The 24,607-nt window shown below is 51.0% G+C and carries 21 protein-coding genes; 5 read left to right on the top strand and 16 right to left on the bottom strand.

Translation table 11 applies throughout. From position 1 onward, the window contains the following. The first annotated feature begins 300 nt into the window (after window positions 1-300). Together ACN5NT_RS14055 and ACN5NT_RS14050 are read left to right on the top strand one after the other, a co-directional pair. Window positions 301-831, top strand: coding sequence for a hypothetical protein (locus ACN5NT_RS14055; protein ID WP_419175827.1), 531 nt, complete (start codon window positions 301-303; stop codon window positions 829-831). Window positions 832-849: 18 nt separating this feature from the next. Next, window positions 850-1,203, top strand: a complete 354-nt coding sequence (locus tag ACN5NT_RS14050) for a hypothetical protein (RefSeq protein WP_419175826.1) — start codon at window positions 850-852, stop codon at window positions 1,201-1,203. Between the two features lie 127 nt (window positions 1,204-1,330). On the opposite strand, the gene ACN5NT_RS14045 is transcribed toward ACN5NT_RS14050, so the two are convergent. Continuing rightward, a complete protein-coding gene (locus ACN5NT_RS14045) occupies window positions 1,331-2,656 on the bottom strand; it encodes a cyclic 2,3-diphosphoglycerate synthase (protein ID WP_419175825.1) in 1,326 nt (441 codons plus the stop codon). Between the two features lie 293 nt (window positions 2,657-2,949). Continuing rightward, entirely contained in the window at window positions 2,950-3,591 is a 642-nt protein-coding gene (locus ACN5NT_RS14040) for a TetR/AcrR family transcriptional regulator (protein ID WP_136798986.1), read from the bottom strand. A gap of 313 nt (window positions 3,592-3,904) precedes the next feature. Between ACN5NT_RS14040 and ACN5NT_RS14035 the strand changes: the two genes are divergently transcribed. Next, entirely contained in the window at window positions 3,905-6,112 is a 2,208-nt protein-coding gene (locus ACN5NT_RS14035; RefSeq protein WP_419175824.1) for a molybdopterin-containing oxidoreductase family protein, read from the top strand. Between the two features lie 255 nt (window positions 6,113-6,367). Here the strand turns inward: ACN5NT_RS14035 and ACN5NT_RS14030 are convergent, their stop codons facing one another. The 7 genes from ACN5NT_RS14030 to ACN5NT_RS14000 all read right to left on the bottom strand — a co-directional run bounded on the left by ACN5NT_RS14030 (window position 6,368) and on the right by ACN5NT_RS14000 (window position 13,781). Beyond that, window positions 6,368-7,012, bottom strand: a complete 645-nt coding sequence (locus tag ACN5NT_RS14030) for a formate dehydrogenase subunit gamma (protein ID WP_419175823.1) — start codon at window positions 7,010-7,012, stop codon at window positions 6,368-6,370. Then, window positions 7,009-7,986, bottom strand: coding sequence for a 4Fe-4S dicluster domain-containing protein (locus ACN5NT_RS14025; protein ID WP_419175822.1), 978 nt, complete (start codon window positions 7,984-7,986; stop codon window positions 7,009-7,011). The genes ACN5NT_RS14030 and ACN5NT_RS14025 overlap by 4 nt, the downstream gene beginning before the upstream one ends. Window positions 7,987-8,100: 114 nt before the next feature. Beyond that, window positions 8,101-9,423 (bottom strand): hypothetical protein, encoded by a 1,323-nt coding sequence (locus ACN5NT_RS14020; RefSeq protein ID WP_419175821.1) that lies wholly within the window; start codon window positions 9,421-9,423, stop codon window positions 8,101-8,103. Between the two features lie 56 nt (window positions 9,424-9,479). Beyond that, window positions 9,480-10,808 carry a sigma-54-dependent transcriptional regulator gene (locus tag ACN5NT_RS14015; protein WP_419175820.1) on the bottom strand — a complete coding sequence of 443 codons (1,329 nt, stop codon included), beginning with the start codon at window positions 10,806-10,808 and terminating at the stop codon, window positions 9,480-9,482. A 63-nt stretch (window positions 10,809-10,871) separates the two neighbouring features. Then, window positions 10,872-12,398 carry an ATP-binding protein gene (locus ACN5NT_RS14010; RefSeq protein ID WP_136798980.1) on the bottom strand — a complete coding sequence of 509 codons (1,527 nt, stop codon included), beginning with the start codon at window positions 12,396-12,398 and terminating at the stop codon, window positions 10,872-10,874. 99 nt (window positions 12,399-12,497) lie between these two features. Then, on the bottom strand, window positions 12,498-12,893 hold the full coding sequence (locus ACN5NT_RS14005; protein WP_136798979.1) for a hypothetical protein: 396 nt from the start codon (window positions 12,891-12,893) through the stop codon (window positions 12,498-12,500). 9 nt (window positions 12,894-12,902) lie between these two features. Beyond that, window positions 12,903-13,781 (bottom strand): DUF4405 domain-containing protein, encoded by an 879-nt coding sequence (locus ACN5NT_RS14000; protein ID WP_419175819.1) that lies wholly within the window; start codon window positions 13,779-13,781, stop codon window positions 12,903-12,905. A 328-nt stretch (window positions 13,782-14,109) separates the two neighbouring features. Here ACN5NT_RS14000 and ACN5NT_RS13995 point away from each other — a divergent pair, with 328 nt between their 5' ends. After that, window positions 14,110-15,645: an AMP-binding protein gene (locus tag ACN5NT_RS13995; RefSeq protein ID WP_136798977.1), complete on the top strand. Its 1,536-nt coding sequence runs from the start codon at window positions 14,110-14,112 to the stop codon at window positions 15,643-15,645. A 196-nt stretch (window positions 15,646-15,841) separates the two neighbouring features. On the opposite strand, the gene ACN5NT_RS13990 is transcribed toward ACN5NT_RS13995, so the two are convergent. The 4 genes from ACN5NT_RS13990 to ACN5NT_RS13975 form a co-directional block, all read right to left on the bottom strand. After that, window positions 15,842-17,023, bottom strand: coding sequence for an iron-containing alcohol dehydrogenase (locus ACN5NT_RS13990; protein ID WP_136798976.1), 1,182 nt, complete (start codon window positions 17,021-17,023; stop codon window positions 15,842-15,844). Window positions 17,024-17,416: 393 nt separating this feature from the next. After that, entirely contained in the window at window positions 17,417-18,751 is a 1,335-nt protein-coding gene (locus tag ACN5NT_RS13985; RefSeq protein WP_136798975.1) for a sigma-54-dependent transcriptional regulator, read from the bottom strand. Window positions 18,752-18,766: 15 nt separating this feature from the next. Next, entirely contained in the window at window positions 18,767-19,993 is a 1,227-nt protein-coding gene (locus ACN5NT_RS13980; RefSeq protein ID WP_419175818.1) for a two-component system sensor histidine kinase NtrB, read from the bottom strand. Further along, window positions 19,993-21,141, bottom strand: a complete 1,149-nt coding sequence (locus ACN5NT_RS13975; protein WP_136798973.1) for an iron-containing alcohol dehydrogenase — start codon at window positions 21,139-21,141, stop codon at window positions 19,993-19,995. The genes ACN5NT_RS13980 and ACN5NT_RS13975 overlap by 1 nt, the downstream gene beginning before the upstream one ends. A gap of 324 nt (window positions 21,142-21,465) precedes the next feature. Here ACN5NT_RS13975 and ACN5NT_RS13970 point away from each other — a divergent pair, with 324 nt between their 5' ends. Continuing rightward, on the top strand, window positions 21,466-22,305 hold the full coding sequence (locus ACN5NT_RS13970) for a 50S ribosomal protein L11 methyltransferase (protein ID WP_136798972.1): 840 nt from the start codon (window positions 21,466-21,468) through the stop codon (window positions 22,303-22,305). 58 nt (window positions 22,306-22,363) lie between these two features. Here the strand turns inward: ACN5NT_RS13970 and ACN5NT_RS13965 are convergent, their stop codons facing one another. From ACN5NT_RS13965 to ACN5NT_RS13955, 3 genes are all read right to left on the bottom strand, one after another. Next, complete coding sequence (locus tag ACN5NT_RS13965; RefSeq protein ID WP_419175817.1) at window positions 22,364-22,915, bottom strand: HupE/UreJ family protein; 552 nt, start codon at window positions 22,913-22,915, stop codon at window positions 22,364-22,366. Window positions 22,916-22,980: 65 nt separating this feature from the next. After that, the gene (locus ACN5NT_RS13960; protein ID WP_136798970.1) at window positions 22,981-23,583 is read right to left on the bottom strand and encodes a HupE/UreJ family protein; all 603 of its coding nucleotides are present in this window, start codon (window positions 23,581-23,583) and stop codon (window positions 22,981-22,983) included. A gap of 1 nt (window position 23,584) precedes the next feature. After that, a complete protein-coding gene (locus ACN5NT_RS13955) occupies window positions 23,585-24,607 on the bottom strand; it encodes a HupE/UreJ family protein (protein ID WP_419175816.1) in 1,023 nt (340 codons plus the stop codon).

Raw genomic sequence — 24,607 nt, 5'->3', positions numbered from 1 at the left:
CTTAAATAGACCGTTGTGTGCCGTTCCAAATTCCATTCACCGATTTTAATACTTTCAAGGCATCAACAACCTGACTCAAGCCCGTGAGTGAATCAATAATATTGAAGCATTACACACCTCATCCTGACGTACATGAAGATCCAGACACTATCAATGCCTCTTCTTGAAAAAGACTCATGAGACGCCCAACCCCAACAAATAAAAAAACGTTTGTTCAGGGATATAGCAAGACGATACAGTTTATCATATGCTTATAATCGTTACCTGGCTTGTTTGTCGTTTCCCACGATGAGTCATCTTATGTGTCGTTTCCTTCGCGGGGAAAAGCGGGATGCTGTTTTGCTTGCTGTTTTTCTCAACAACCTGAAGAGAGGAGATAACTTCATGAAGCGCCACTGTAGTGTATTGATCATGCTCGTTTCCATTTTCCTGGCCTTATCCAACGCGTCTGCCGAAGGTGACCTGGCCAAACAATCGCAAAACCCCGTGGGCGACATGATCAGCCTGCCCTTCGAGTACTGGCATTACGATGGAATGCCCAACGATTCCAGTGCCGACGTCGTCATCGCCAAGCCGGTGTATCCGGTAAATATCGGAAAATACAATCTGATCAACCGATTCATCATTCCTTACATCTCTGTCGATGCCAATATCGATGGAAGCGACCTGGGTAATGTGGTCATTCCCCCAACCAATGTTTCGGAAAACGGCCTCGGCAACATCCAGTACCAGGGATTCTTCAGCCTTGCCGAGCCGGGGGAGGTCATTTACGGAATTGGGCCGGTACTTGATTTCCCCACTCAAAGTGACGGATTAGGCTCGGAAAAATAGTCGGCGGGAATCGCAGCCGTGGTACTCACGATGCCTGGGAAATGGGTTGTTGGAGCCCTTGCGCAAAATATGTGGTCGTATGCCGGCCCGGGTGATGCTCCGGATGTCAATAAGTTCCTGTTTCAGTACTTCATCAATTACAACCTGGCTAACGGCTGGTACCTCTCCATGACGCCCATCATTACCGCCAACTGGGAGGCGGACAGCGACAGTACCTGGACCATCCCTGTCGGCGGAGGCATCGGCAAACTGCACCGGTTCGGCAATCAACCCGTTGATTTCAAACTGCAGGCTTACGGCTATGCGGAAAAACCCGACTTTGGCCCTGACTGGAGCACGGTATTCACCTTAAAATTTCTCTTTCCCAAATAAAGAGCACACTCATAGACAAAGGAGGTCTGGCATGAAAATGAAGAAATTGCTGCAACAGAACGAAACATTACCTTTAAATTAAATACATTTTGCTCATTTTTTACAAAATGCTCATGAGAAATTCGGGCTAAGGGAAAAGTTTCATAAGGAAAGGACGGAGTGCATCCTCAAGATCAGGCTTGCCATGATCCCGGTATGTATAAGAAACCCGAAGAGCCGGATGATCGATGGAAAGCAACCGGTTGAGCTTGATCGGAGTGGCGAAGAGAACAAGGTCACAATCGACATTGTGAATGGTGGTTTCCAGATCCTTTACCTGGGCCGGGCTGTACCCCATGGCCGGCAGGACAGGACCGATATGGGGATATGTCTTGTACGCTTTCGCCAGCGTTCCGACCGCATAGGGCCGGGGATCGACTATTACTGCAGCTCCATGCTTCCTGGCAGCGATCATACCGGCACCATGGGTCATGCCTCCATGGGTCAGCGTCGGGCCATCCTCGACAACGAGTACCCGCCGTTCCCGGATGCGTTCCGGTCTGTTGACACTGATTTCGGATTCGGCCAAAATTATCCGGGCCTTTGGTGCATGACGTTCGATATTGTGCCGCACCTCATCTATCTTCTCTGGTTGGGCAGTGTTCACCTTGTTGATGATCGCTATATCCGCCATGATCATGTTGGTTTCACCCGGATAGTAAAGAAGTTCATGACCGGCCCGATGAGGATCGAACAGGACAATATGGACATCGGGTGCAAAAAAAGGTGTATCGTTATTGCCTCCGTCCCAGATGATGATATCAGCCTCTGGTTCCGCCGCCCTCAGAATCTTCTCATAATCAATTCCGGCAAAGACCGTGATACCGAGATCGATCAGCGGCTCGTACTCCTCCCTCTCCTCGATAGTACACTGCATTTTTTCGAAATCCTGGTAACTGGAGAAACGCTGCACCTCTTGTTTTCGCAGGTCCCCATAGGGCATGGGATGACGAACCACCACTGTCTTCTTGCCTTCTTTTGCAAGTAATTCACAAATCTTCCGGGTGGTTGGAGACTTGCCGCACCCGGTGCGAACGGCACAGACGGCGATCACAGGTTTGGCCGATTTCAGCATGGTATAGCGTGCACCGATCATGATGAAATCGGCATTCTCAGCCATGGCGATCGAGGCTTTATGCATCACCTCGGAATACGGAACATCGCTGTAGGAAAAGGCCACCAGATCAATGGAATTTTCGCGGATCAGGCCGGCAAGCTCCGCTTCTGCCCGGATAGGGATACCGGCGGGATATATTTTTCCTGCCAGTTCCGGTGGATAACTTCGTCCCTCGATATTGGGGATCTGGGCGGCGGTGAAAGCGACAACCCGATATCGGGAATTGTCTTTGAAGTAGACGTTGAAATTATGAAAATCACGACCGGCGGCCCCCATAATAATGACATTCTCTATCATCTCGCCTCCTCCTGATTCAATATTCCTTTTCCGACCCTATCTCCTCTAATTATACGTGTTTTTTATATAGAGTCAGTTGCAGATGTTTCACACCTGCCGAAATTCTGTGCTCGACAATGGGTGGAGGAATCAGGAATGACTCGATCGAAAATATCCAGTAAGGCAGGCAAAGCTTGAGATTATTAGAGTGGTAAGATCTTTGAAATGGCAATATTAACGAAAAGTACAATGCAAGCCGCATTTTTACCAGCCTACTCCATATCCAAGACACTGAAATCACAATTATAGTTTCTTCAATGGTTTACACCTAAAATTCTGAAAAACAAATCGTAAAGCTTATTCGGAATATCTTTTGCGCACTGTGTTCCCAGAATAGCCTCGTCACAGCCACCTCGAAAGCTGTAGAACATAACTACGGCAGTCCAGTGCTCATCATCAACGTGCCAGGCTCCAGCTTTAGTTCCATCGCTTATCAAGGTCGCAAGATATTTGGTTACTTCAGCATCTGCCATAGGGTTTCGAAACGGCATTCCTGAACCGTAGATTACTCTGTCGTGCAGCTCATTCATCTCAAAATACCCCTCAACGGCCCCATCTATCCATGCTTTGATACGACCCCGCCAATCATCAGCATGGCAGTTATCCACGCTCGCCCTGATACGCTTCATGGCTTCTAGTTCGAACCCCTCTCTCAGAACCTGCAGCAGTTCAGCCTTATTAGAAAAGTAATGATACAGTGTACCTTTTGCGCAATTGGCGGCGGCTGCAATTTCATCCATCGTGGTAGCCTCGTAGCCCTTTTCAGCAAAAAGCTTGCCTGCCGCTTTAATCAAGGTTGCGCGTCTCTCATCCGCCTTCCTTGGCCCCGATGGTGCCCCGCTTCGACGGGTGGTCTTACAGCCTGATCGGCTCGCAACTGAAGCGGCCTTTTTCATGTCTTCTCCTCGCTGTTATGGTGCGCAATTTTTTGCGTGTGAATGTTTTGTCGACTTCCGGTCGATTTAAAATTGACTGCCAGTCTATTTTAACATAATCTACAACCGATATAAATTATTATATCAGGATAAAGTACTGCGTAACTCTAGCTAGATAAACGGACATTTACCTGCGTAAGCAGTTCCACTTCTGATTTTTGATGTTGGTGAAATTCATGCTGGATAATGAAAGGAATGGTTTCAATTGAGCTTGGTCCAGCCATGGTTCAAAGGCCCAAAACCTGATTATTCTCAACCAAGCCTGGAGGTACACATGAAGGAAATTCGCAGAAGTTACTGTGGTCTTTGCCATCCACGATGTGGCACCCTTTTGCATCTGGAGAACGGCAAAGTAGTAAAGGTTACCGGAGACCCGGACCATCCAATCACTCGGGGAGTCATCTGCGAACGTGGCCGTTTAATGCAGGATCATCTCTATCACCCACAGCGGTTGAATTATCCTTTTAAAAGGGTTGGGAAGAAAGGGGAAGGTCGCTGGCAGCAGATATCCTGGGACCAGGCTCTGGATGAAGTGGCCCAAAATCTCTCGGAACTTAGGGATAAACACGGAGCAGAAACCCTGACATTTACCCATGGCACCAAACGAACATATCATTGGGATTGCCGCCGTTTTTTCAATCTCTTCGGCTCTCCCAACACCTGTGGCGTAAACACGATTTGCATGTGTCCCAGCTATGCGACTGAATTTGCCACCTACGGGGGCATGATCATGGGTAGCGAAGTGCCGGCTGCCAAATGCGTCGTTTTATGGGGCTGTAACGCTTCACAATCCAGCCCGGTTGGCCTTTACCCTAAAATTGTTGCCGCCCGAAAAAATGGAGCCAAGGTCATTGTCGTTGACCCGAGAAGGACAAAAGAGGCGGAAAAGGCGGATGTGTGGTTGCAGATTCGCCCGGGCACGGACCTTGCGCTCATGCTCGGCTGGATTCGCTTGATTATTGCCGAAGATTTATATGACCGTGAGTTTGTATCCCAGTGGACTGTTGGTTTCGAAGAGTTGAAAGAGGCGGTTGAGCCCTACACTCCGGAGAAGGTTGCAGAAATCACTTCGGTGCCTGCAGGTCTCGTTACAGAGTCGGCAAGAATGTACGCAACAAACGGCCCGGCTGTAATTCCTTTTGGACTGGGTCTCGACAAACAGGGCGTCAATTCCACGCAGTGTGCGAGAGGTCGGGCAATTATCAGGGCTATTACCGGCAACCTGGAAATCCCAGGCGGAGAGGTCTTTTCGTTGGCTGGTGAAGTAGGCAAAATACGTGATACTGGGTATTTTGAGCTTAACGATATGCTGCCTGAGAGTCAAAAGGCCAAGCAGCTTGGCGTTGACCAATATCCGTTTTTCGGTTTCCCGGGATGGGAAAAAAACTCAGCCGCCAACAAGAGACTCCCCGAAGGATACATGGCCGCTCCCGAGGCGTGGCATTCCAATCTCGCGCATGCCAGAGAGGTTATGAACGCCATTATTACCGGCAAGCCATATCCAGTAACAGCTGCAATCACCCTGGCAAACAATCCGCTTCTTGCCTTACCCAATACAAAACGGGTATTTGAGGCTCTGCAAGCCCTGGAGCTATATGTGGTTGTGGACTACTACATGACCCCATCCGCCGCCTTGGCGGACTATGTTTTTCCTGCAGCCTCCACTGTGGAAACCTCTGAAATCTGGTTGACCGGCAGATTCTGCATGGCCTGTCCGCAAGGGGTTGAGCCGATGTACGAACGGCGCAATAGTTATGACTTCTACCGCGGCCTTGGGATGCGCTTAGGTCAGGAGGAATATTGGCCTTGGGAAACGATTGAAGACGTCTATGACCATTCTCTGGAACCTGTTGGCCTGACATTCAAGCAACTGGCGGATCAATACGGCGTATTTGGCGAGATGGAATATCGTCGGTACGAACAGTTCGGCTTCGGGACCCCGTCCGGTAAGGTCGAACTGAAATCCTCGATTTTTGAAGAGCTGGGGGCAGATCCTCTGCCTCAATACCGTGAGCCAGTATGGAGCCCGGTGAGCAGCCCGGAGTTGGCGGAGGAATATCCTCTGATTCTGATCACCGGAAGCCGCTTTATGCCCATGTATCATTCGGAACAGCGACAAATAGAAAAGGCCCGCAAAAAAATACCTGACCCATTAGTCTCAATTCACCCCGAAACAGCAGAAAATTTGGGGCTTTCCGAAGGAGACTGGGCCATGATATCGACTCCGCTTGGTTCGATACGCCAGCGGGTAAAGATTTCAGACGTCATGCATCCCAAGATGGTTGACATCCAACACTCCTGGTGGTTCCCGGAGCGGGAGCCAAAACTTCCAGAGTTATTTGGTGTTTTTGAGTCAAACGCCAATATTCTCTGCCCAGACGATCCTGAATTCTGCAGTCCTGAAATAGGCAGTTGGCCGCATTCCGCGTTGTTGTGCCGCGTTGAAAAAGAGGTGGAGGGTAGGAAATCCGCCCATAAATAGTTTCCATATTAAACTCGGCTTCCGTCCAATCTCAGCGTTACGGATCCAGTGGGCTGGCAATGGCCGAGCACCTTTTCAACTACCGCCACGACCAGAATGGTTTCCAGCCCTCTTGGACTTCGTCAACGGTCGCATACCGCAAGAGAATATTTATCAAATTGAGGAGATATAATCTGTCGGTTAAGGAGTTATTTTTTACTGATACAGCAGGATGAAACTTCACAGCGCATCCTGCTGTATTGCAACGATGAACGACTACTTGCCTTCGCCATCCAGCCACCTGGAGTGATGATGCTCGGCATATTGGCGATCAATTTTGCCGGTGATCATCGAGGGGATTAATGGCCTGTGGCTCTTGAACAGCAATGCCGCGACATGGGCGATCAGGAGCAGCATAAAGATCATGCCGAAGATCGTGTGAATGTAGGCGGTCCATTGCAGGATCATCGGGTCGATAATGATGGCACCAAGGTTCTTGTAGGACTTCAAAAGCCCCGTACCAATCAGCACCAGTGTGGTGGAACCGATTATGGCATAAATTACCCGTTGCTTGGCCTGGAATTTTTCATTTTCGGGTTCCTGTCCCAGGCCGAACATAGCCAGAACGCCACGTACCGACTCACCAAGATCACCCCGTTTAGGGAGGATAGCGAACTCCTCCCTGCGGAGATGATACACCAGGTGAAAGACCACGACAGCGGTAAAAACTGCCGCGGATACATAGTGCAGAATAAGGGTCAAGGCGTAGTCTGATGACCAGGCTAACCCTGGAATTTTCACCACGTTATAGCGTGCGTACATAGGCATCTGCCCAAAACCGGAAAAGAGCAGCAGGATGCCGCTGAAAGCTATCAGCCAGTGGGTAAGCCGGACCGCGAGGGAATGTCGTACTCTTTTCATTTCTGCACCTCCTCATCCGTGGTCTTTCTTCCTGCCAGACCAAATGCCGCTACCGCACCTATAACTGGCGCCACCAGACTCAGCAGCGCCAAACCTTTCTGTTTCTCCAGCATATTCTCTGGCTTGTTCAGACGAACGACCTTTTTTGTGCCCTGCTCTGCAGCCGCCTTCTGAAGTGCGGCATCTATTTCGGAAAACGCTACCGGTGAGACATATATGGTAGAGGTACCACCGTTTTCATCCATTCCGTAAATATCGCCGTCGTATTCATCTTTGAGTTCTTCAGCTCTGGCCAGTATCGCCTCCCGGGAACCGATACTCATGGCATCTTTCGGACAGGCGGAAATGCAATGGGGGGTACCGCCTTGTACCAGCTCTTTCCGGCAAAGATCGCACTTAAACATTACCCCACCGCCCATGGGCAGGTAATCCTGAATATACGTGTAAAGTCCAACTCCGGCCTGGCGTTGGGGCACACTCCAGGGGCAGACGTTGCGGCATTTCGCGCCGCCCATGCACAGGTTTTCCTGGATATATACGGGCCCTTCAGGTGTTTTATGGTTAATGCCGAAAGGGCACAGTTTCACACAAGGTGGATTATCACAGTGCATGCAGCGTCTTGGGATGGAAAGTGTCTGCCCTCCCACCTGGACCTGTTGCACAAAGAGCCAGTTATATGGAGTGAAGCGATCGGTGACATGCCGTTTATTCGACCAGTCTTCATGTTTTTTCTGTGGCCAGTAGTCCCGAACCTGATCCTGGATCGGTTCCGGAAAATCCTGCGCCCGACCGCTGCGGCAGCCAGCGACACAGAGCGGGGTATCTTTCCCCGCACAACCGTCACATTTACTCAAATCTATAAGAGTGGCATATGACTCGGGAGCAGGTGCGGCGTGTGCGTCTACCTTGGGAAGTACCGTCAAGGCACCCGCCATGGCGCTCCCTTTGAGAAAGTTTCTTCTGCTGATTTTCATGGTTCCTCCTGTATATGCAAAATCAAATGCATACTACAATATGGCAGAACCACTTTCAAGTTTAATTAAATTATTAAATACTATTATTCATATTTAGCTCTTATTTACAATGTATTAAATAATTGACCCGGGAGGTACAGCATGAAAAGCGATCTCTTTCAGATAGAAAGATAGTTGCCTGTCATCACTATTCAATTCAGCCTCGACACCACTTTTGCTGAACGCCGACTCTATTCGCAACTGCACCGTTTCTCCTTTGGCCAGCGCAACAGGCAGCTCGACACGAAAGTCGGAACAGTTGTCAATTTCCACTTTTTTGCTGATATCGTTCACTTTCACGGTCAAGGTATTGTGAGAAAGCACTCCTCCGGGCAGACAACCACTTAAAGAGACGGAGCCTGCCGCAGTGAAAGTTGTCATCTGTGCCTCAAAACGTATCGCGCACCAGCTGTCCGGCCAGTATCCCACCGGCTTACCGGCAATTTCAACCGCCCCGACTACGGGCAGTTGCTTACGTATCGTATTGAGCAACTGATCCGGTGCATGCTCCTCAAGTTCCACACCCTCTTTGCCTGGTACACAGCTCAGGTCATAACCGTAATGGTGAAAATCTGCCCCATATAGGCTTGCAACCTTAATCTGGAGTTTTTCATCATAGAAATTTGCGGTCTGGGGAAGGATTTTAGTGCCGAGATGGCGATAAAGCCGCACTTCTCCCCAGAACTCAGGCCATACCTTTCTGGCGGTGTTATGACCTGACTTTCTGAATTGACCGAGATCAGCTGGAGTTAATCCCAAAACTCTTTCACATTCTGCCAGTTGTTTAAAACTACCCTCAAGCTGAATCACATGGTCAGGCACCACCCCGCCCGCCTCTTCAGCCGGATGCAGCTGCAGTCTATGGTGAATATTGCAATTCCTGAGATCTATGGTCGCCAGATAGTCGACAAATTCCGCAAAAGAAAAGCCATTGTTACTATCCACAGGCCGTTGCAGGAACCTCGCTACAAGTTCATTCTCGTATCCTGCCCGTACTGCCATCAGATACGAACTGACCGCCCGTGCATAGGGGTTGCGCACCAGCTTGACCACCCCCATGGAGGACGCAGCGATGCAACCGATGTTTTCCTGAAACTGCCGGGAAATCGTCAGAACCTGCTCACGATAATCGTGCACCCAGCTGCTGTGCTCCAGGGCCCGGCCAAGCAGGTCTGTATGGTGCAAAAACCATTTTACCCCAAAGGTGCAGCCCGATTTGGCTGACCAGAACAGGGCCAGATCATGCTCTTTCGAATAGAGGGGTACCGGGTCCCGTAACAGGAGTTCACGGAGGTGATCATGGGAAATTGGGAGATCTATGGTCGTATTGCTACCGGAATGGTCCCCGGGGAAACGATTTCCCAGAAAAGAGACAACCTTATCCAACAGCGTTCGCATGCTTCTGCCTCCGTGATTGAATTGGTAATACACAGGGACATAAAGGGAAACTGCGTTTAACTCATACTGTTTTCTATACCATACTTCTTCATCTTATAGCGCAGGACACGCTCACTGATACCCAGGGAGTCTGCGGCCCTGGTCTGGATCCAGCCATGCTCCTTAAGAGCAGACAGCAGCATACGCCGCTCCACATTGGCCAGACGTTCGCTGAGCATGCCACCATTCTCCGGCTGCTCCCGTACCTCGGCAGGGAGATCACTCATCCTGATGACTCTGCCGCGGGCAAAGGTAACCATTCGCTGAATGATATGTTCCAGTTCCCTGACATTACCGGGAAAGTCGTATTTGACAAACACACTCAGAGCTTCCGGATCAAAGCTGATTCCGCGACCATGCCTGGTGAGAAAATGTTCGGCCAGCTCGACAATGTCCCCGCGACGCTCTCTCAGCGGTGGAATAAAGAGTTCCAGCACATTTAAGCGAAAGTAGAGATCTTCTCTGAAGCTGCCTTCTGCTACCATTTTTTTCAGATCCCGGTTGGTTGCCGCAATAACCCGTACATCGATTTTCAGGTTGGTTTCACTGCCCACCCGATTGATGGTTTTCTCCTGCAGGGCACGGAGAAGTTTGGCCTGCATCTGCAGTGGTAATTCCCCTACCTCATCAAGAAAGAGTGTTCCTTTATCCGCCAGCTCAAAACGGCCCCGGCGCATATTGGAAGCGCCGGTAAAAGCGCCCTTCTCGTGCCCGAAGAGCTCTGATTCAAAGAGAGATTCCGGAACCGCTGCACAGTTCACCTCCACAAAAGGGCCATCTTTACGTTCGCCAAGCAAATGGATACATTTTGCCACCAACTCCTTGCCGGTACCGGTCTCCCCGCGGATAAGCGTCGGCCACTCCACCGGCGCCGCCCGATGCACCAGCGAAAGCAGATCCTGCATTTCCCGGCTTGAGCCAATGATATTCACCGGCAGCTCCTGCTGCACCAGAGTAGCAGTAACCTCGTCTGCCTCTTCGGCCGCTACAAGCTCCTGTTCTATACGATCGATTTTTTCCAGCAACTCCAAAAGGTCTACCGGTTTTTCCAGAAAGTCATCGGCACCAAGTTGCATCACCTTGACCGCAGTCGTCACACTGCCAAAGGCGGTGATCATAATCGCGCGTATCAACGGCGACTCCCGACGCATATGGGCCAGCACCTCATCCCCGTTCATGTCTTCCATGCGATGATCGAGCAATACCAACTGTACCGGTTCAGACCTGAAAAGGCGAAGTGCTTCCTCTCCACCTGAGGCGGTACATACCGAGTAGCCTTTTTTCTCCAGAAAGCCCTGCAGCATCTCCCGCTGCATCTGCTCATCATCAACAATCAGAATACGCATATATTACCGTTATAAAGAACATTACCCGAACATGTCGACACAATTTCACCAGGAACAACAGAGCTATTTTCGTGGCAGATCTATGAGCAAAACAAGGCTTTGCCTGTCGATATCGGGTTCAGCCGCAATACTCCCGCCATGGGCCTCGACAATTTTCTGGCTAATAGCCAGCCCCAGACCGGTTCCCTGGACCTTTGAGGTAAAGTATGGCTCAAACAGCTGTTTGCTGTCGTCCTCGGAGAGGAGAAAACCACCATTTTCCAACCTTACCCGACAATAGGTATCGCTACCACTCACAGAAATCCGGCAATAGCCTCCATGGGACTGAGCTTCCACACCATTCTTGATAACATTTTCAAAAAGCTGGCCCAAAAGTCCTGTGTCACCCGGCACAGTATATTCCGCATCTGCCTCCAGCACAACCTCAACCCCCTGCGCTTTACAGGCTGCACCATAAAGATCCAGCACTGAGCGAATCAGGGGCAACAGCTTAACCTGCTCCTTCGTTACTTCGAAGGAACGAACATATTGCTGGAGATTGGTGATAATTCCGTTGGATCTCGCCACCGCTTGCCGCATGGAAACCAGCAGATCAAGATGCTCCGGATCGAGCCCTTCAGTTTCCAATTGTAAGCGCTGAAGGCCCATATTTATTGCATTCAACGGGTTGCGTATCTCATGGGCGATGGTTCCCGCAGCCCTGCCCAGGACCGCTTCCTCGTGCTGGCGGGCCATCTCTTTTTCATACTCGCGTGCTTCAGCAAGACGTCGTCTTTCAGCATGATAGAGCCACCAGCTGGAAAGTACGCCAAAGACCAGCAATAACCCAACGAACACCATGAATTCAATAGCCATCTGCTTCAGCCTTTTAGCAAAATGCCCGGCACGTTGGGTAACAATCAGGTCGCTGTCATTTATGCGAATTCGTGTTTCTGTCACCTTCTGCCCATCGCGTTGTACCAGCTTGGCCAGTTGTTCCTCCTGGCCTGAACTATCAAGCGTACTCTTTTCCAGCTGTACGGAAACTATTCCAGGTAATTCACTAAGCTTTTCGAGCAATGTCTCTACCGAAACACTTTGCCGTATATGTGCCACATCGTCTGATGCAAAACCGACAACCACACATTCTTCTGTATCTTCAGAAGTATAGACGTAAGAATAGAGATGTTTTTCAATGTCTAAAGAAAGAATCCGATCTTGACTGCAGCGAACATTTTCTGCCCATCCCTCCGGCCCGGACACCTGAACACCCTCACCAGTTGAGACAATGGTTATACCGGCAAGACCACTTTCCCTGGCAAAAGCGGAAAGTTCTTGCTGATCAAACCGTTCGATAACGTTGAGGTAGGAAATAAAGCGGGCGCTGTTTTTTAGGAAATCGGTAATAACCAGTTCAAGGCCGTTATTGCTGAGCATCGCATTGCGGATATTCAGTTCAACCGCCGCCGCCAGTACTTTAGAGTGTTCGCGGGAATTTTTCCGAAACTGGTTTGAGGCAGTATGAACCTGATACGCAAAATAGCCTGTCACCAGCGCGACCAAAATCGCACAGATCAGCAGGCTGGTCTTCCACATTGGATTACCCCGCATAAATCTCAGCCTCCTTCTCTTTCTACCCGTATCTTGCTGTAATATTATATCTAAATACAAAGAGGCAGGTCTTGCGACCTGCCATTTCTATCAACTCCGTCAGCGACAACAGTTTCGTTTTCTACTTTTGTTCAGGCGATCCCGTACTCCTGTCGGGTCGTTACAACCGCCCATTCCACAGCCTCGAATTTCCTCGGCGACAAAGACCTTCTCTTCTTCTTCCAGATCGTTGACCGTTCCCCAGACCCTCACCCGATTCCCAGGTTGTATACAACCCGGGAGCCGTTTGGCACCAGCCTGATTTTTAATGAGCAGCTTCTCGGTCAGAGAGACGATCCTCATCATTTCACCGGATTCTTCCGAACTTGTCCTGATCGTCATTTTCATCGCCTCCCGGTCAATGTCGATGACTTCACCGTGGATGATGTCAGAGGCTAGAACATTTGTCGCTATCAGGGCAAGCATTATTATCACTGCTATTCCAGCCTTCTTCATTACTTGCCTCTACTGTTCATTTACGATGACATGAATCGCTTCGAAGATCTCCAGCGGTTCTTTGCCGCTTTCTTTACTGATATCCTTGATAGTCATATCCGCTTTGGCATTAATTCCTATTTTGGCTAGACCATCGATCATAAACTGTAGATCAAGTTGATACTCGGCACAAACCTCCTCAAGAGTTCTTCTGCCAAAGCCCGGTTTTGGATGATCAGGCAGTTGGGGTGCGCTTACACCGGCATTTCCCGGTGCTTCCTCACCTGCTTTCATCTCTATTTTCACTTGAACTTTTGCAGGCTTGATGATCTCATAAATCTCTTTTGGAGTCATTGCGTTGCTTCCGGCAATATCCTTCAGGGTCTCCTTCTCACCTTCCACCTTCAGGCCTGCTTCCTTCAACAGGGCGATCGCTTTCTCAAGATCCAGATCTTCTTTTTTGGCAAAGAATTTCAGAGAAGAAAGCTCTGCATGGCCATAAGGCGGTTCACCATACTTTTCGGCGCCACCATCCTTGATAGCAGAACCAATATCAAGAATTGTGCTCATGGGCGGTACCTCGTAATACGTTCCCACCGCAACGAATATGGTCAATATCAGCGCTACATTAAAAGATCCGGTGAAGACCTTGATCTCTTTAGCCTTGTTTTTCATGTAGGCTACAATCGGGCTCCAGTTGTAGAAAACGTGCAGAATACTTGCCACCAGAAAGAGTACACCGACGGTGATATGCTGATCACCCCATTGACTCTTGGTAAGACCGATCAGGTGCCAGTCGGCCCAATACGCGACTCTTCCCTCCGGAACGATATAAAGTACTACAGAGTTAACACACAGAAGCAGTATGGAGACCAGCATGGTCATGGACGTAATCTTGCGCATATTCATTGAAACTCTCCTTGTGAAAATATGTCTTTTCAACTGACAACAACCTGTTTGCCCTTTACCATCCAAGAAGCGTGCCAATAAGTTATTTTCACAACAAACGGACTTTCTCCGTCAAAGTACGCATTTTTTTCGAACAACAGCGTGTTTTGAGCTATGCTTGAGACGACAATCAAAGAACGGGCTCGACAATATCGTCGAAACAACGAGTCTCGGCGCATCCCAAAGAAAAGATGGCTATTTTTCCTCCAGACCTGACATTGCCAAAGTACACAAAACATGGTATTTGGTTACCGGATATTAACCGGTCATAGGTCACTAGGAGATTTCTGTGCTATTACACCACCATTTCATCAATTCTGCTAAGCAGTTTGGCGATAAGCTCGCAATTCATGACTTTACCACCAACAAAAAGGTAAGTTATGACAGAGCGTTAATCGCATCCCTTATCCTCACAGGGATTTTTCGAAAACTGGAGAAAGGTAACATTGGTTTGATGCTGCCGACATCTGCCGGTTGCATACTTGCCAAGATCGCCATCCTCATGAGTGGCCGAACTCCGGTAATGATAAATTACTCCACCGGAGCGGAGCAGAATTGCCGTTTCGCCCAGGATAAATGTGACTTCAAGTCGATTATCACTTCCAAGGCGCTGCTGGAGAAGATTGAGTGTCCATATGTAGACGGCATGATCTACATCGAGGACATCATGGATAACATCAATGGCTTCCAGAAAGTAAAAGCTGCCCTGTTGTCCAAACTGCCTCCCAACCTTTTGAAAAAACTACTCTATAATGGCCCCGATCGCTCCAATGCGACCATCCTCTTTACCAGCGGCAGTGAAAAAGATCCCAAAGCGGTTCAGTTGACCCACAGAAATATCCTGGCCAACATCGAATCCGCTACCGAAAGGTTCAAGTTCACCAACGATGAGGTTTTCCTTTCTACCTTGCCGTATTTCCACGTATTCGGTATGACCGTGAATATGTGGATCCCCCTCTATCACGGCAACACCATCCTTACCTACGCCAATCCACTGGAATACAATAAGGTTTGTGAGATTGCCCGAAAGCATTCACCAACTCTGATGGTCGGTACCCCAAGCTTCTTCTGGGGCTATCTGCGTAAGTCAGAGAGTGGAGATTTCGATTCACTTCGTATCGCTCTCTGCGGCGCCGACAAATGTCCCGATTCACTGCGCGATGCCTTCAAGGAAAAACACGGCATCACCCTGCTGGAAGGTTACGGCGCCACCGAGTGTTCCCCGGTTATTTCAGCAAACTGCCCCGAAGACAACTGTCCGGGTAGTGTGGGCAAACCTCTGGCGGGAGTACAGGTACGTATCGAAAATTATGAAACAGGCGAAGAGTGCGCACCCGGTGAGGATGGCCGTATCCTGATCAAAGGCGAGAACGTCATGCGGGGCTATTTCAACGATTTCGAGCAGACCTCCCTGCACATTCGCCGCGGCTGGTACGATACTGGTGATATGGGCAACATCGACGCCAACGGTTACCTCTGGCATGTCGGCCGCCTGAAACGTTTTGTGAAGATCGGCGGGGAGATGGTCTCCCTGGTGAAGATTGAAGATGTTCTCGAAAAAATGCTTCCCACCGATGCGCTCTGTTCCGTCGTTGAAGTTCCCGATGCGGTGAAAGGAGCCAAGATCGTGGCTGTCACCACCGTTGAGGTTGATAAGAAATCGATCATGAAGCAAATGGCCGAACATCTGCCCGCCATCGCCATTCCCAAAACCTTCATGGTCATGGAAAATGTGCCCAAGATGGGCAGCGGTAAAATCGACTTCAGAACATTGACTGAGATTGCCAGAACAGAGCTGCTTCAGGATCGGAAAAAGAAAAAGTAAGCAGTATACTGAACAGCCCGTAATCAAGAAAAGGTCCCTGCATGTAATTATGCAGGGACCTTTTTGGTATAGAGACGGGATAGTCAGAGCGGTATGCGATGCTGGACAGGGCATTGGACATACCTACCGGGCCACCCTCATCTCACCTTTTAAGCGGCTCAAGAGCTGAGCCGCTCATGCAGCAAATGTCAGAGTATTATAACGCGGCGGTGTAAATAGCCTTTACATCGTCATCGGTAGGTCTGCGTGGATTGGTGAGACCGCAGGCATCTACCTGGGCGTTGGCGGTCATGGTGCCGATATCTTCAGCCTTGACCTCTTTACCGTAGCGCTTGCCCAACTCGACCAGACCGGCCGGGATGCCGATATCGGTGGAGAGTTTCTGAATTGCAGAAAGTGCCAGTTCAGCCGCTGCACGCGGTGACAACCCTTCGGTGTTCTCGCCCATGAGTTCAGCGATCTTGACGAAACGATCCACCTTGGCGATCAGGTTGAAACGGCTGACATGTGGCAGCAGGATGGCATTGCACTCACCATGGGGCAGGTCATAAAAACCGCCGAGCTGATGTGCCATTGCATGCACATGGCCGAGACTGGCATTGTTGAAAGCCATACCAGCCAGATACTGGGCAAAGCACATACCTTCGCGAGCATCAATATCTTCACCATTAGCCACTGCCGGTCGAAGATGTTTGGCGATAAGCTCGATAGCTTTTTCTGCTGCAGAGTCGGTCATGGGGTTGGCGATAGTTGAAACATAGGCTTCAACTGCGTGGGTCAGGGCGTCCATACCGGTTGCAGCGGTCAGCGCGGGAGGCATTCCTACCATCAGCATCGGGTCATCAATGGCGACACCCGGGGTCACGCGCCAGTCTACGATGGCCATCTTCACCTTTCGGCTGGTATCAGTGATGATACAGAAACGTGTCATCTCTGATGCAGTTCCGGCTGTGGTGTTTACCGCTACATACGGAGGCATGGGATTGGCTGATTTATCAACACCCTCATAATCATGGATGGTGCCGCCGTTTGCGATCACCAGGCCAATGCCCTTACCGCAATCATGGGCGCTACCACCACCAAGGGTGATCAGGCTGTCACACTTGTTCATTTTGTAGGACTCAACACCCGCATGAACATTATTATCGGTCGGATTTGGAATGGTCTCATCGTAAACAACACATTCCATGCCATCCGCTTCCAACATATCGGTTACTGTCTTGGTAATACCTGCAGCTGTGATACCTTTGTCTGCAACAATAAGGGGCTTTGTTCCACCAAGAGCTTTGATTTTGGCTGGAATCTCTTTGCTTGCACCAATGCCGATCAGGGTAACGCTTGGGATGAAGTAGCCATAAACCATTTCCTGTGTAGCCATAATGAAACCGTCCTTTTTCTGATGTTACGAATATGAAGTTTTCTCCCGCCTATGGTGCTTCGGGTCAGAAAACCGCTTCTGGAAGAGCTCATACAATAATCAACACAAAATCCGTAACATATATAGCAACAGTCGTGCCAAAACAGTAATGACGCTACTACAGGCACATAGCCAATCCCCTCTCACTGCAAAAGGTCACACCCTGCCACGCAACTGTGACATATCGGTACCAATCGGCGAGGTGACACGGCTGAAATTTTACAGCTAATCAACTGTAATTATGGGTTTTTATTTAGGCAGGATGGGTGTAAAGACAAAATGACCCGCTAATGAGGCTGTTCGGGTCATTTTGACACACACAGGGAAGGGACAAAAGATAAAGAGGCTCAGAATTTAATCTTCATACCGGGCGAGCTTTCTATAGAGAGTCTTTCTGCTTATTCCGAGAGACTCCGCAGTTTTCTGGCGATTACCGGAAAAGTAATCAAGCATCTTGATGATATGCTGGCGCTCAACTGTCTCCAGAGACAGCGGAGAACACTCCTCGGCAGCACCGCCCGCCAGATCATGGGGCAGACACCGCTCGGTGATAAGACCATTCTCAGCCAGAATTATCGCCCGCTCCAGCACATTACGAAGTTCCCGGATATTGCCAGGCCAGTGATAGCGCAGCACACAGTCCATGGCCGTGTCAATTATCCTGTAATCGCTGCCATCCGGGCTCAAGGCGTTCAGAAAATAGTCGACCAGCAGCGACAGGTCCTCTTTCCGCTCCCGAAGAGGTGGAATCTCGATAGTAAAGGCATTGATACGGTGGAAAAAAGCCTCGTTGAAACGGCCGTTTTCAACTTCTTCGAGCAGCACCCGGTTCGTGGCAAAAAGAAAGCGGGTGTTGACCGTTCGCTCCTCCTTTTCGCCGATTCTTCGATAACTTTTGGTCTCCAGAGCCCGCAGCAGCGAAGCCTGAACAGCCAACGGCAACTCGCCTATCTCATCTAAAAAGAGCGTTGAATCATTGGCAAATGCCAACAGTCCTTCACGGGTTTCAGTTGCTCCGGTAAAAGCGCCCTTGATATGACCAAAGAGCTCGCTTCGAGCCAGTTCCTTCTGCAGCGAAGCACAGTTCTTGGCAATCATCGGGTTGGCGCCACAGCCGGAACGCTGGTGGATGAGCCGGGCGACAACGTCTTTGCCCACCCCCGATTCACCGGTAATGAGTACCGGAATTCTGGCTGGTGCGACTTTTTCCACCAGAAATTTTATATCCTTTACCGCCTTGGAGTTGCCGATAAAATTGACGGCTACGCTGCCGCTGTCGGCACTATGACGCAGGATCGCATTCTCACGTGCCAGCATCACCCGCTGGTGTGCCTTTTCCACTATCAGTTCCAGCCGATCCAGATTGAAAGGCTTGCGGATAAAGTCGCAGGCACCGAGTTTCATGGATTGCACAGCGCTGTCGATGTCACCATGGCCGGTGATCATAATAACTTCACAATCGGGCACAGACTCCCGGATCGTTATCAACAACTCCAGATCATGGACATCGGGCAAACTGAGATCGAGCAAGACTACGTCAAACCAGTAGTCACGGGCCTTTTTCAGACCTTCTGCCCCGCACCCTGCCACATGCACTGCCCGATATGAGTTGCTCAATTCATTCTGCAAAAGTCTGCGAATCGGCTCCTCATCATCAATTACCAGAATATTGTATTTTTTTTCTTCCATCCCCCTGCTCATCTCCTAAAAACAAAATGTCTGCTCAGAGCAACTTCCACTATCGGCAACCCCGGGCAAACGTACTTCAAATGCAGACCCGCTACCGGGAGTACTATCCACCACGATTTCCCCACCATGGTTCCTCACAATCGAATAGCAGGTAGACAGGCCGATACCAACCCCCTGCCCAACCGGCTTGGTGGTATAAAACGGCTCAAACAACTTATCCAGATTCTCTAAGGAGATGCCGCAACCGGTATCTTTGATGACCAGTTTGACCCCCAAGGTCTCTGTCTCCACAGTGGAAATTTCCACCTTACCGCCCTCTGCGATTGCATCACAGGCGTTGGTGAGCAGATTGAGTATCACCTGCTTCAACTGCGATTCATCTCCACAAATAGAGGGCAGACTTTCGGCCAACCTGGTCGTGATTGTAATATGCTGCTGTCGCTTAAAATGATGTTTGAGCAAAAACAGGGTGTCCCGCACGCAGCCATTCATATCCACCGGCCCCAGACTGGTACACTTGGGCCTGCTGAAAGTAAGCAGGTTTCTGACGATATCCTGACAGCGGAGTCCCTCGTCAATGATGGTTCGGGTATATTCCCTGAAATCGCTGAGCATTTCCTCGGGCACCACGCCTTCCAGCTTTTTCACCCTGCGCTGCAAACCTTCTGCAAAACCGCTGATTGCCGTCAGCGGATTATTAATTTCATGGGCCACACCGGCTGCCAGGGTGCCAATGGTGGCCATTTTCTCGGCCTGATAAAATTGCGCCTGGTATTCCTTTTCACGGGTGAGATCGCGCTTGAACAACAACACCTGGCGCTCAGAGGCCGGGTCGGTCTTCAATGGTGAGGCGATGATCTCATAATGCCGATACTTACCATCCACCTTGTAAATGCAGAAATCCTTGACCACCTCATTGCAGTCGAAAGCTTTCAGGGCCGGGCACTCCTCACAACGGGTCGACTTTCCTCTCAAGATCTGGTGGCAGCTCTTTTCTACCGGGTCCACTCCCGGATACCAGCGGTGAAAGACATGGTTTACCCGTTTAATGGTCAGATCTTCGGAAAGGACGATCATCATATCGGTGATCCCGTCCAGAAGCGCCTGGTTTTCTTTGCGCTTCTCGTCAAGCTTCATATTCGATCTGCTCAGCTGGGCGACGTTCTGTTGCAACTCCTGGTAAAATCCCAGCTTGCAGTGCTCTATCCCTATCAGGTCCTCTAGGGTCGTTTTCCCCGGCATTACCACACCTCCTCACAGATAGCCAGCAACTCTTCACTGGTGGCCGGTCGCGGATTGGTGAGGTTGCAGGCATCGTTGATGGCCATTTTGGCTATTGGCTCAAGCATCTCTTTGCCCTCCTCGCCGACTTCATCCCGCAGCTTTAAAGAAACGTCGAAAGAAGAGAAAAACTCGGTGAGCTTGTCAATGCCTTCAAGCGCCGTACGGTTATCAGAGCCTCGCTGACCGCCGAGTATCACCCTGCCGATATCCGCCATCTTCTGCTCACAGGCATCAAGATTAAATCGCATCACTGAGGTCAACAGGATGGGATGAACCACGCCGTGGGGAATATCAAACTGGCCGCCCAGGGAGTGCGCCAGGGCATGCTCTGCCCCAAGACCGGCATTGGAAAACGCGATGGAGGCAGAGACCGAGGCGATACTCAACTGCTCAAGCGCCTCAAGCGAACGTGTCTCCACTGCCAGCTTCAGATTTTTATGGATCAACTCAATCGCTTTCAACGAGTGCATTGAGGTAAATGGCGAGGCGATCACCGACAGGTACGCTTCAACAGCATGGGCCAGCGCATCCGATGCGCTCCTGATGATAAGTGTCTCGCTCTTGGTTCTGAGAATCAACGGGTCGACAATGGCAATATTGGGCACCAGTGTCCTGGTGATGATAGACATTTTCACCGCCCGTTCCATATCGGTGATTATGGCAAACTGGGAAATATCGGAGCCACTGCCGGCGGTGGTGGTAACCAGGACCATGGGCGGCAACGGGCGTTCCACCTTGTTGGCCCCTTCGTAGTCGCGTATCCGTCCGCCATTGTTGGCCAGGATAGCGATGCCCTTCGCTGTGTCCATCGGGCTGCCGCCACCGATGGCGATAATGACGTCTGCGCCGTTCTTCATGTAGAGCTCGGCGCCCTGCTCCACCTGATAATCACGGGGATTGGAGGTTACGCCGGGATAATAGACCCACTCGATCCCATCCTTTTTCAGAATGTGCATCAACCGGTCAAGCCAGCCCGCCTCCTCGATACCCGAGTCGCTGACCAGAAAGACTTTTTTCCCGCCGAGTCGCAAAGCACACTGACCCGCGTAATTGAGGCTTCCCCTGCCGAAAATAATCTCAGGAATAGCAAATTTAATAATATCCATCAGCAATCATCCACCTGTCACCGATCCTCTGCCGGACATGCACAGAGTCTCTCATTTCTTTCACAGACAGCTCGGCTACGCCAGAGCCCCGATGTTACATCAGCTCACAGTCCATAAGACTAGCGCATTCGGCCAAGGCGGACAATCTCTTTCCTCTTGCGCTGTAATGACGGCAATCACTACGCGCGATGACGGCTACCGGGGGACCCTGGCTCAATTTATCCTTCCAGCCAGCCTGTGAACGCTGTATAGTCAGCTGTTTACGATGTAACTGTTAATTTTTCAGAAGATTTTCAACCAATAATTTGTGTCAGGAAAAAGCAGATGAATTGCGCAACAGCACTACTTCGCCCCGACTCGATACTGCATATCTACTACCTGGAAGGGATTATCAGCCTCGATTACGTCATCTCCCATCCCGCCTTTTTAGGTAATTGGGAAGAAGATGAGTTTTCATTTCTCTTTTTTCTGGAAGCAGCCGATGAAACCGTCGGCCAAGTGGTCGAAGATCACAATACACTTCAACTCGTTGATCAATATGAGATGAGCTACGCCGACTGGCAGGGCGGCTCAATCGATCCGGTCCAGATCGGCAGATTTGTGCTGCAGCCCTCATGGAGCGAGCAGCAGGTTGAACCAGGTCAGATAGCGATCTCGCTTAACCCCGGCGTGGTCTTCGGCAATGGCGCACACCCCACCACCCGCGACTGTCTGGAGGCGATCGAGATCGCCTCTATGGGCGGCAAGGTGAAGACCATGCTCGATCTCGGCACAGGCACCGGAATTCTGGCAATCGCCGCCGCCAAGCTGGGCTGCGAAAAATGTCTGGCCGTGGATTTCAATCATCTCGCCGCCCAGACCGCCCAGGCCAATGTAGTGCTCAACCAGTTGGAACCAAACATCCAGGTGGTCAGCGGCCGCGCCGAACAGCTTATTGCACGGCCCACCGACCTAATGGTTGCCAATATTCATTACGCGGTGATGAAGGATATTGTGGCCAGTGAAGGATTTTTGCAGCAGAAGTGGTTTGTGCTCTCCGGCCTACTCAGCAGCGAAGCGGAAAAGATCTCCGCCCATCTGAAGACGTTGCCGGTTTCAGTACTCAAACACTGGAAAGGAAATGGTGTCTGGCACACCTTTCTGGGAGTAACCCACAAGGATTAATTGTCAAAACCAAACATCAGAATACGGCAGATAGCCGCTCTTAAATGCTGAACCGGCATCAGACCCCCTTCAGGTACCAGCCAAACATCAGCAGGCCGCTGGCCGCAACCCAGCTTCCTCCCACCCTGACGGCGACCCGCTTCCAGCCCCCGGCTATGGAAACGACCAAGGCGGATACTATGGTGATTATCACAATCAGGGCTATCGTTATTCCCAAAAGACCCAATGGTTCAAGCTCATTGTTGAGGGTCACCCCATTCATGAAACCGTGCAGCAAGCCGAACAGCCCGGCAATACCGACCGTTACCGGCACTGGTAGCCGAACATCTCCAGCCACCAGTAAACCGATGAGCAGCAAAGAACCAGCCTGCACCGGGAAATCCGGGATGTTTGTGCCACCGAAGCCAGTAATACCTCCCAACAGCCAGCACAGGGGCACAATCATCAGCAGCTTCCGACAGCTCTCCGCACCTCGCATCCCACCAAATAGAGCCAGCGCCACAACCGGGATGATATCCTCCGGCGTCAGCAGGAGATGGCCTATGCCGTCATAGACAGGGCCCATGCCGGTGGTGACCAGATGGGCAGTTGCAGTCCCCGGCCACAACATGAACAAGACTGCTGTCAGCACAGAAACAAACAATGACGTTTTCCCAGAATCCATTCGCTTTCGGCTCAGGTTACCGCATGCCAGAGAAAGAACAGGCCCATAACCGCGATACAGCCACCGGTTAGCCGCAAAAGGCCCTTCCCCAGGGGATAGTAGTGAACCAGACCGATGAGGATACCTACTCCATGCAGACAGCCGGTGCCGAGAATAAAGCCCATGGAATAAAGCAGTCCGCTCTGCCCGGCCGGCAGCTCAGTGCCGTGGGCATGCCCATGAAAGATCGCAAAAAATCCAACAACCAGCATGGCCACCACCATCCCGGGGCGCACCTCCCCCAGAACCATGATGCCAAGAGCCACCGCCGAGACAGCTATCCCCACCTCAACTCCGGGAACCGGGATGCCAAGCAATCCCAGCATGGCCCCCACCGACATCAGCATCGGAAAAACAACCGGCAAAACCCACAGAGCAGGCATACCGAGCTGAGCTCCCCATAAGCCCACCGCCACCATGGCCACGATATGGTCCAGACCGGACCAGGGGTGTTCAAGTCCGGTCCAGAAGCCGGTGGCCTGCCCTCCGGCAATGTGCGCTGCGGCTTCAAAGGGAAATGCCATCAGCAGCAGCCAAGCCGCCAGGACAAGCCACGCGCTTTTATCAGTCTTCATCCTAGAATCCTCCGATCATGATCATGGTTCGCTGAATGGTCCAGTAGGCTCCGAGGCTGCCGACGGAGTAGGCAGGCACCACCTCCACCCACTTTGGCCACACTATCTTCAAGGTTCTAAACGACCAGGCAAGCAACAAGATAAGGGAGACAAAAACAAGTTGTCCGAACTCAACCCCAAGGTTGAACCAGAGCAGCGCCCACGGCAATTCGGTCTTCGGTATGCCGGTGGTGGAGAGCCCGGAGGCGAAACCAAAGCCATGAAGCAGGCCAAAGCCAAAGGCGGCCAGCCAGGGCCGGGCTATGGTCAGGCTGTCCTCACCGCGCCGGGCGCGCATGATCTCGGGCCCGAGGAACATGATCGACAGGGCTATAGCCGCATTGAGCGGCGGCAGCGGCGCCCGTGCATACCCAAGGGTGGCAATGGCCAGGGTAATTGAATGGGCGATCGTAAATGAGGTGATGGTTTGCAGCAACATCACCCTGCTCTTGACGATCAGGAGCAAGCCAAGCACAAACAGCAGGTGATCCAGGCCGAGCAGAATGTGGTGGAAACCGAGAAAGAGATACTCCCGGGCCGTTATATGCCAGGAGCGCTCACCGCGGAGTTCTGCCCAGGGTCGTGTTGGCCTGGCCGTGGTGGTCATGACACTGCCGTCGGCCAACGCTATTTTGATAAAAACATCAGTTATAGTCGACTCAAGACCGGGAAAACGCAGGATCTGTCCGTCAAGCCCCTCGCCCTGGGTGGAGACTATCCTGGTAAAGAGGATGGCGTCCCGGGTGCGCCGCTGGACAGGTTGCCCAATGGTCTGCCAGCTCTTTGGCAACTGCAGCCTGGCCGGGTGGGGCTTATTGTAATAGATCGGGGCGCGCCAGGCGACCTCATAGCGGTCCCCCGCCAGATGCCTGATCTCCACGGCACCGGGCTGGCTCTCATGGCTCAGCACCACGTTGGGCAGAAGCAGCAGCGCCAGCCACAAGAAGAGGATTGCCGGCCAGAGATATTTCGTCCAAGAGACCAT

The organism is Desulfosediminicola sp., assembly GCF_048381775.1.
In the GTDB taxonomy this organism is placed as follows: Bacteria; Desulfobacterota; Desulfobulbia; order Desulfobulbales; family Desulfocapsaceae; genus Desulfopila; species Desulfopila ganghwensis.
Note: the sequence above shows the minus strand (reverse complement) of the source record. Positions and strands in the feature narration are given on the sequence as shown.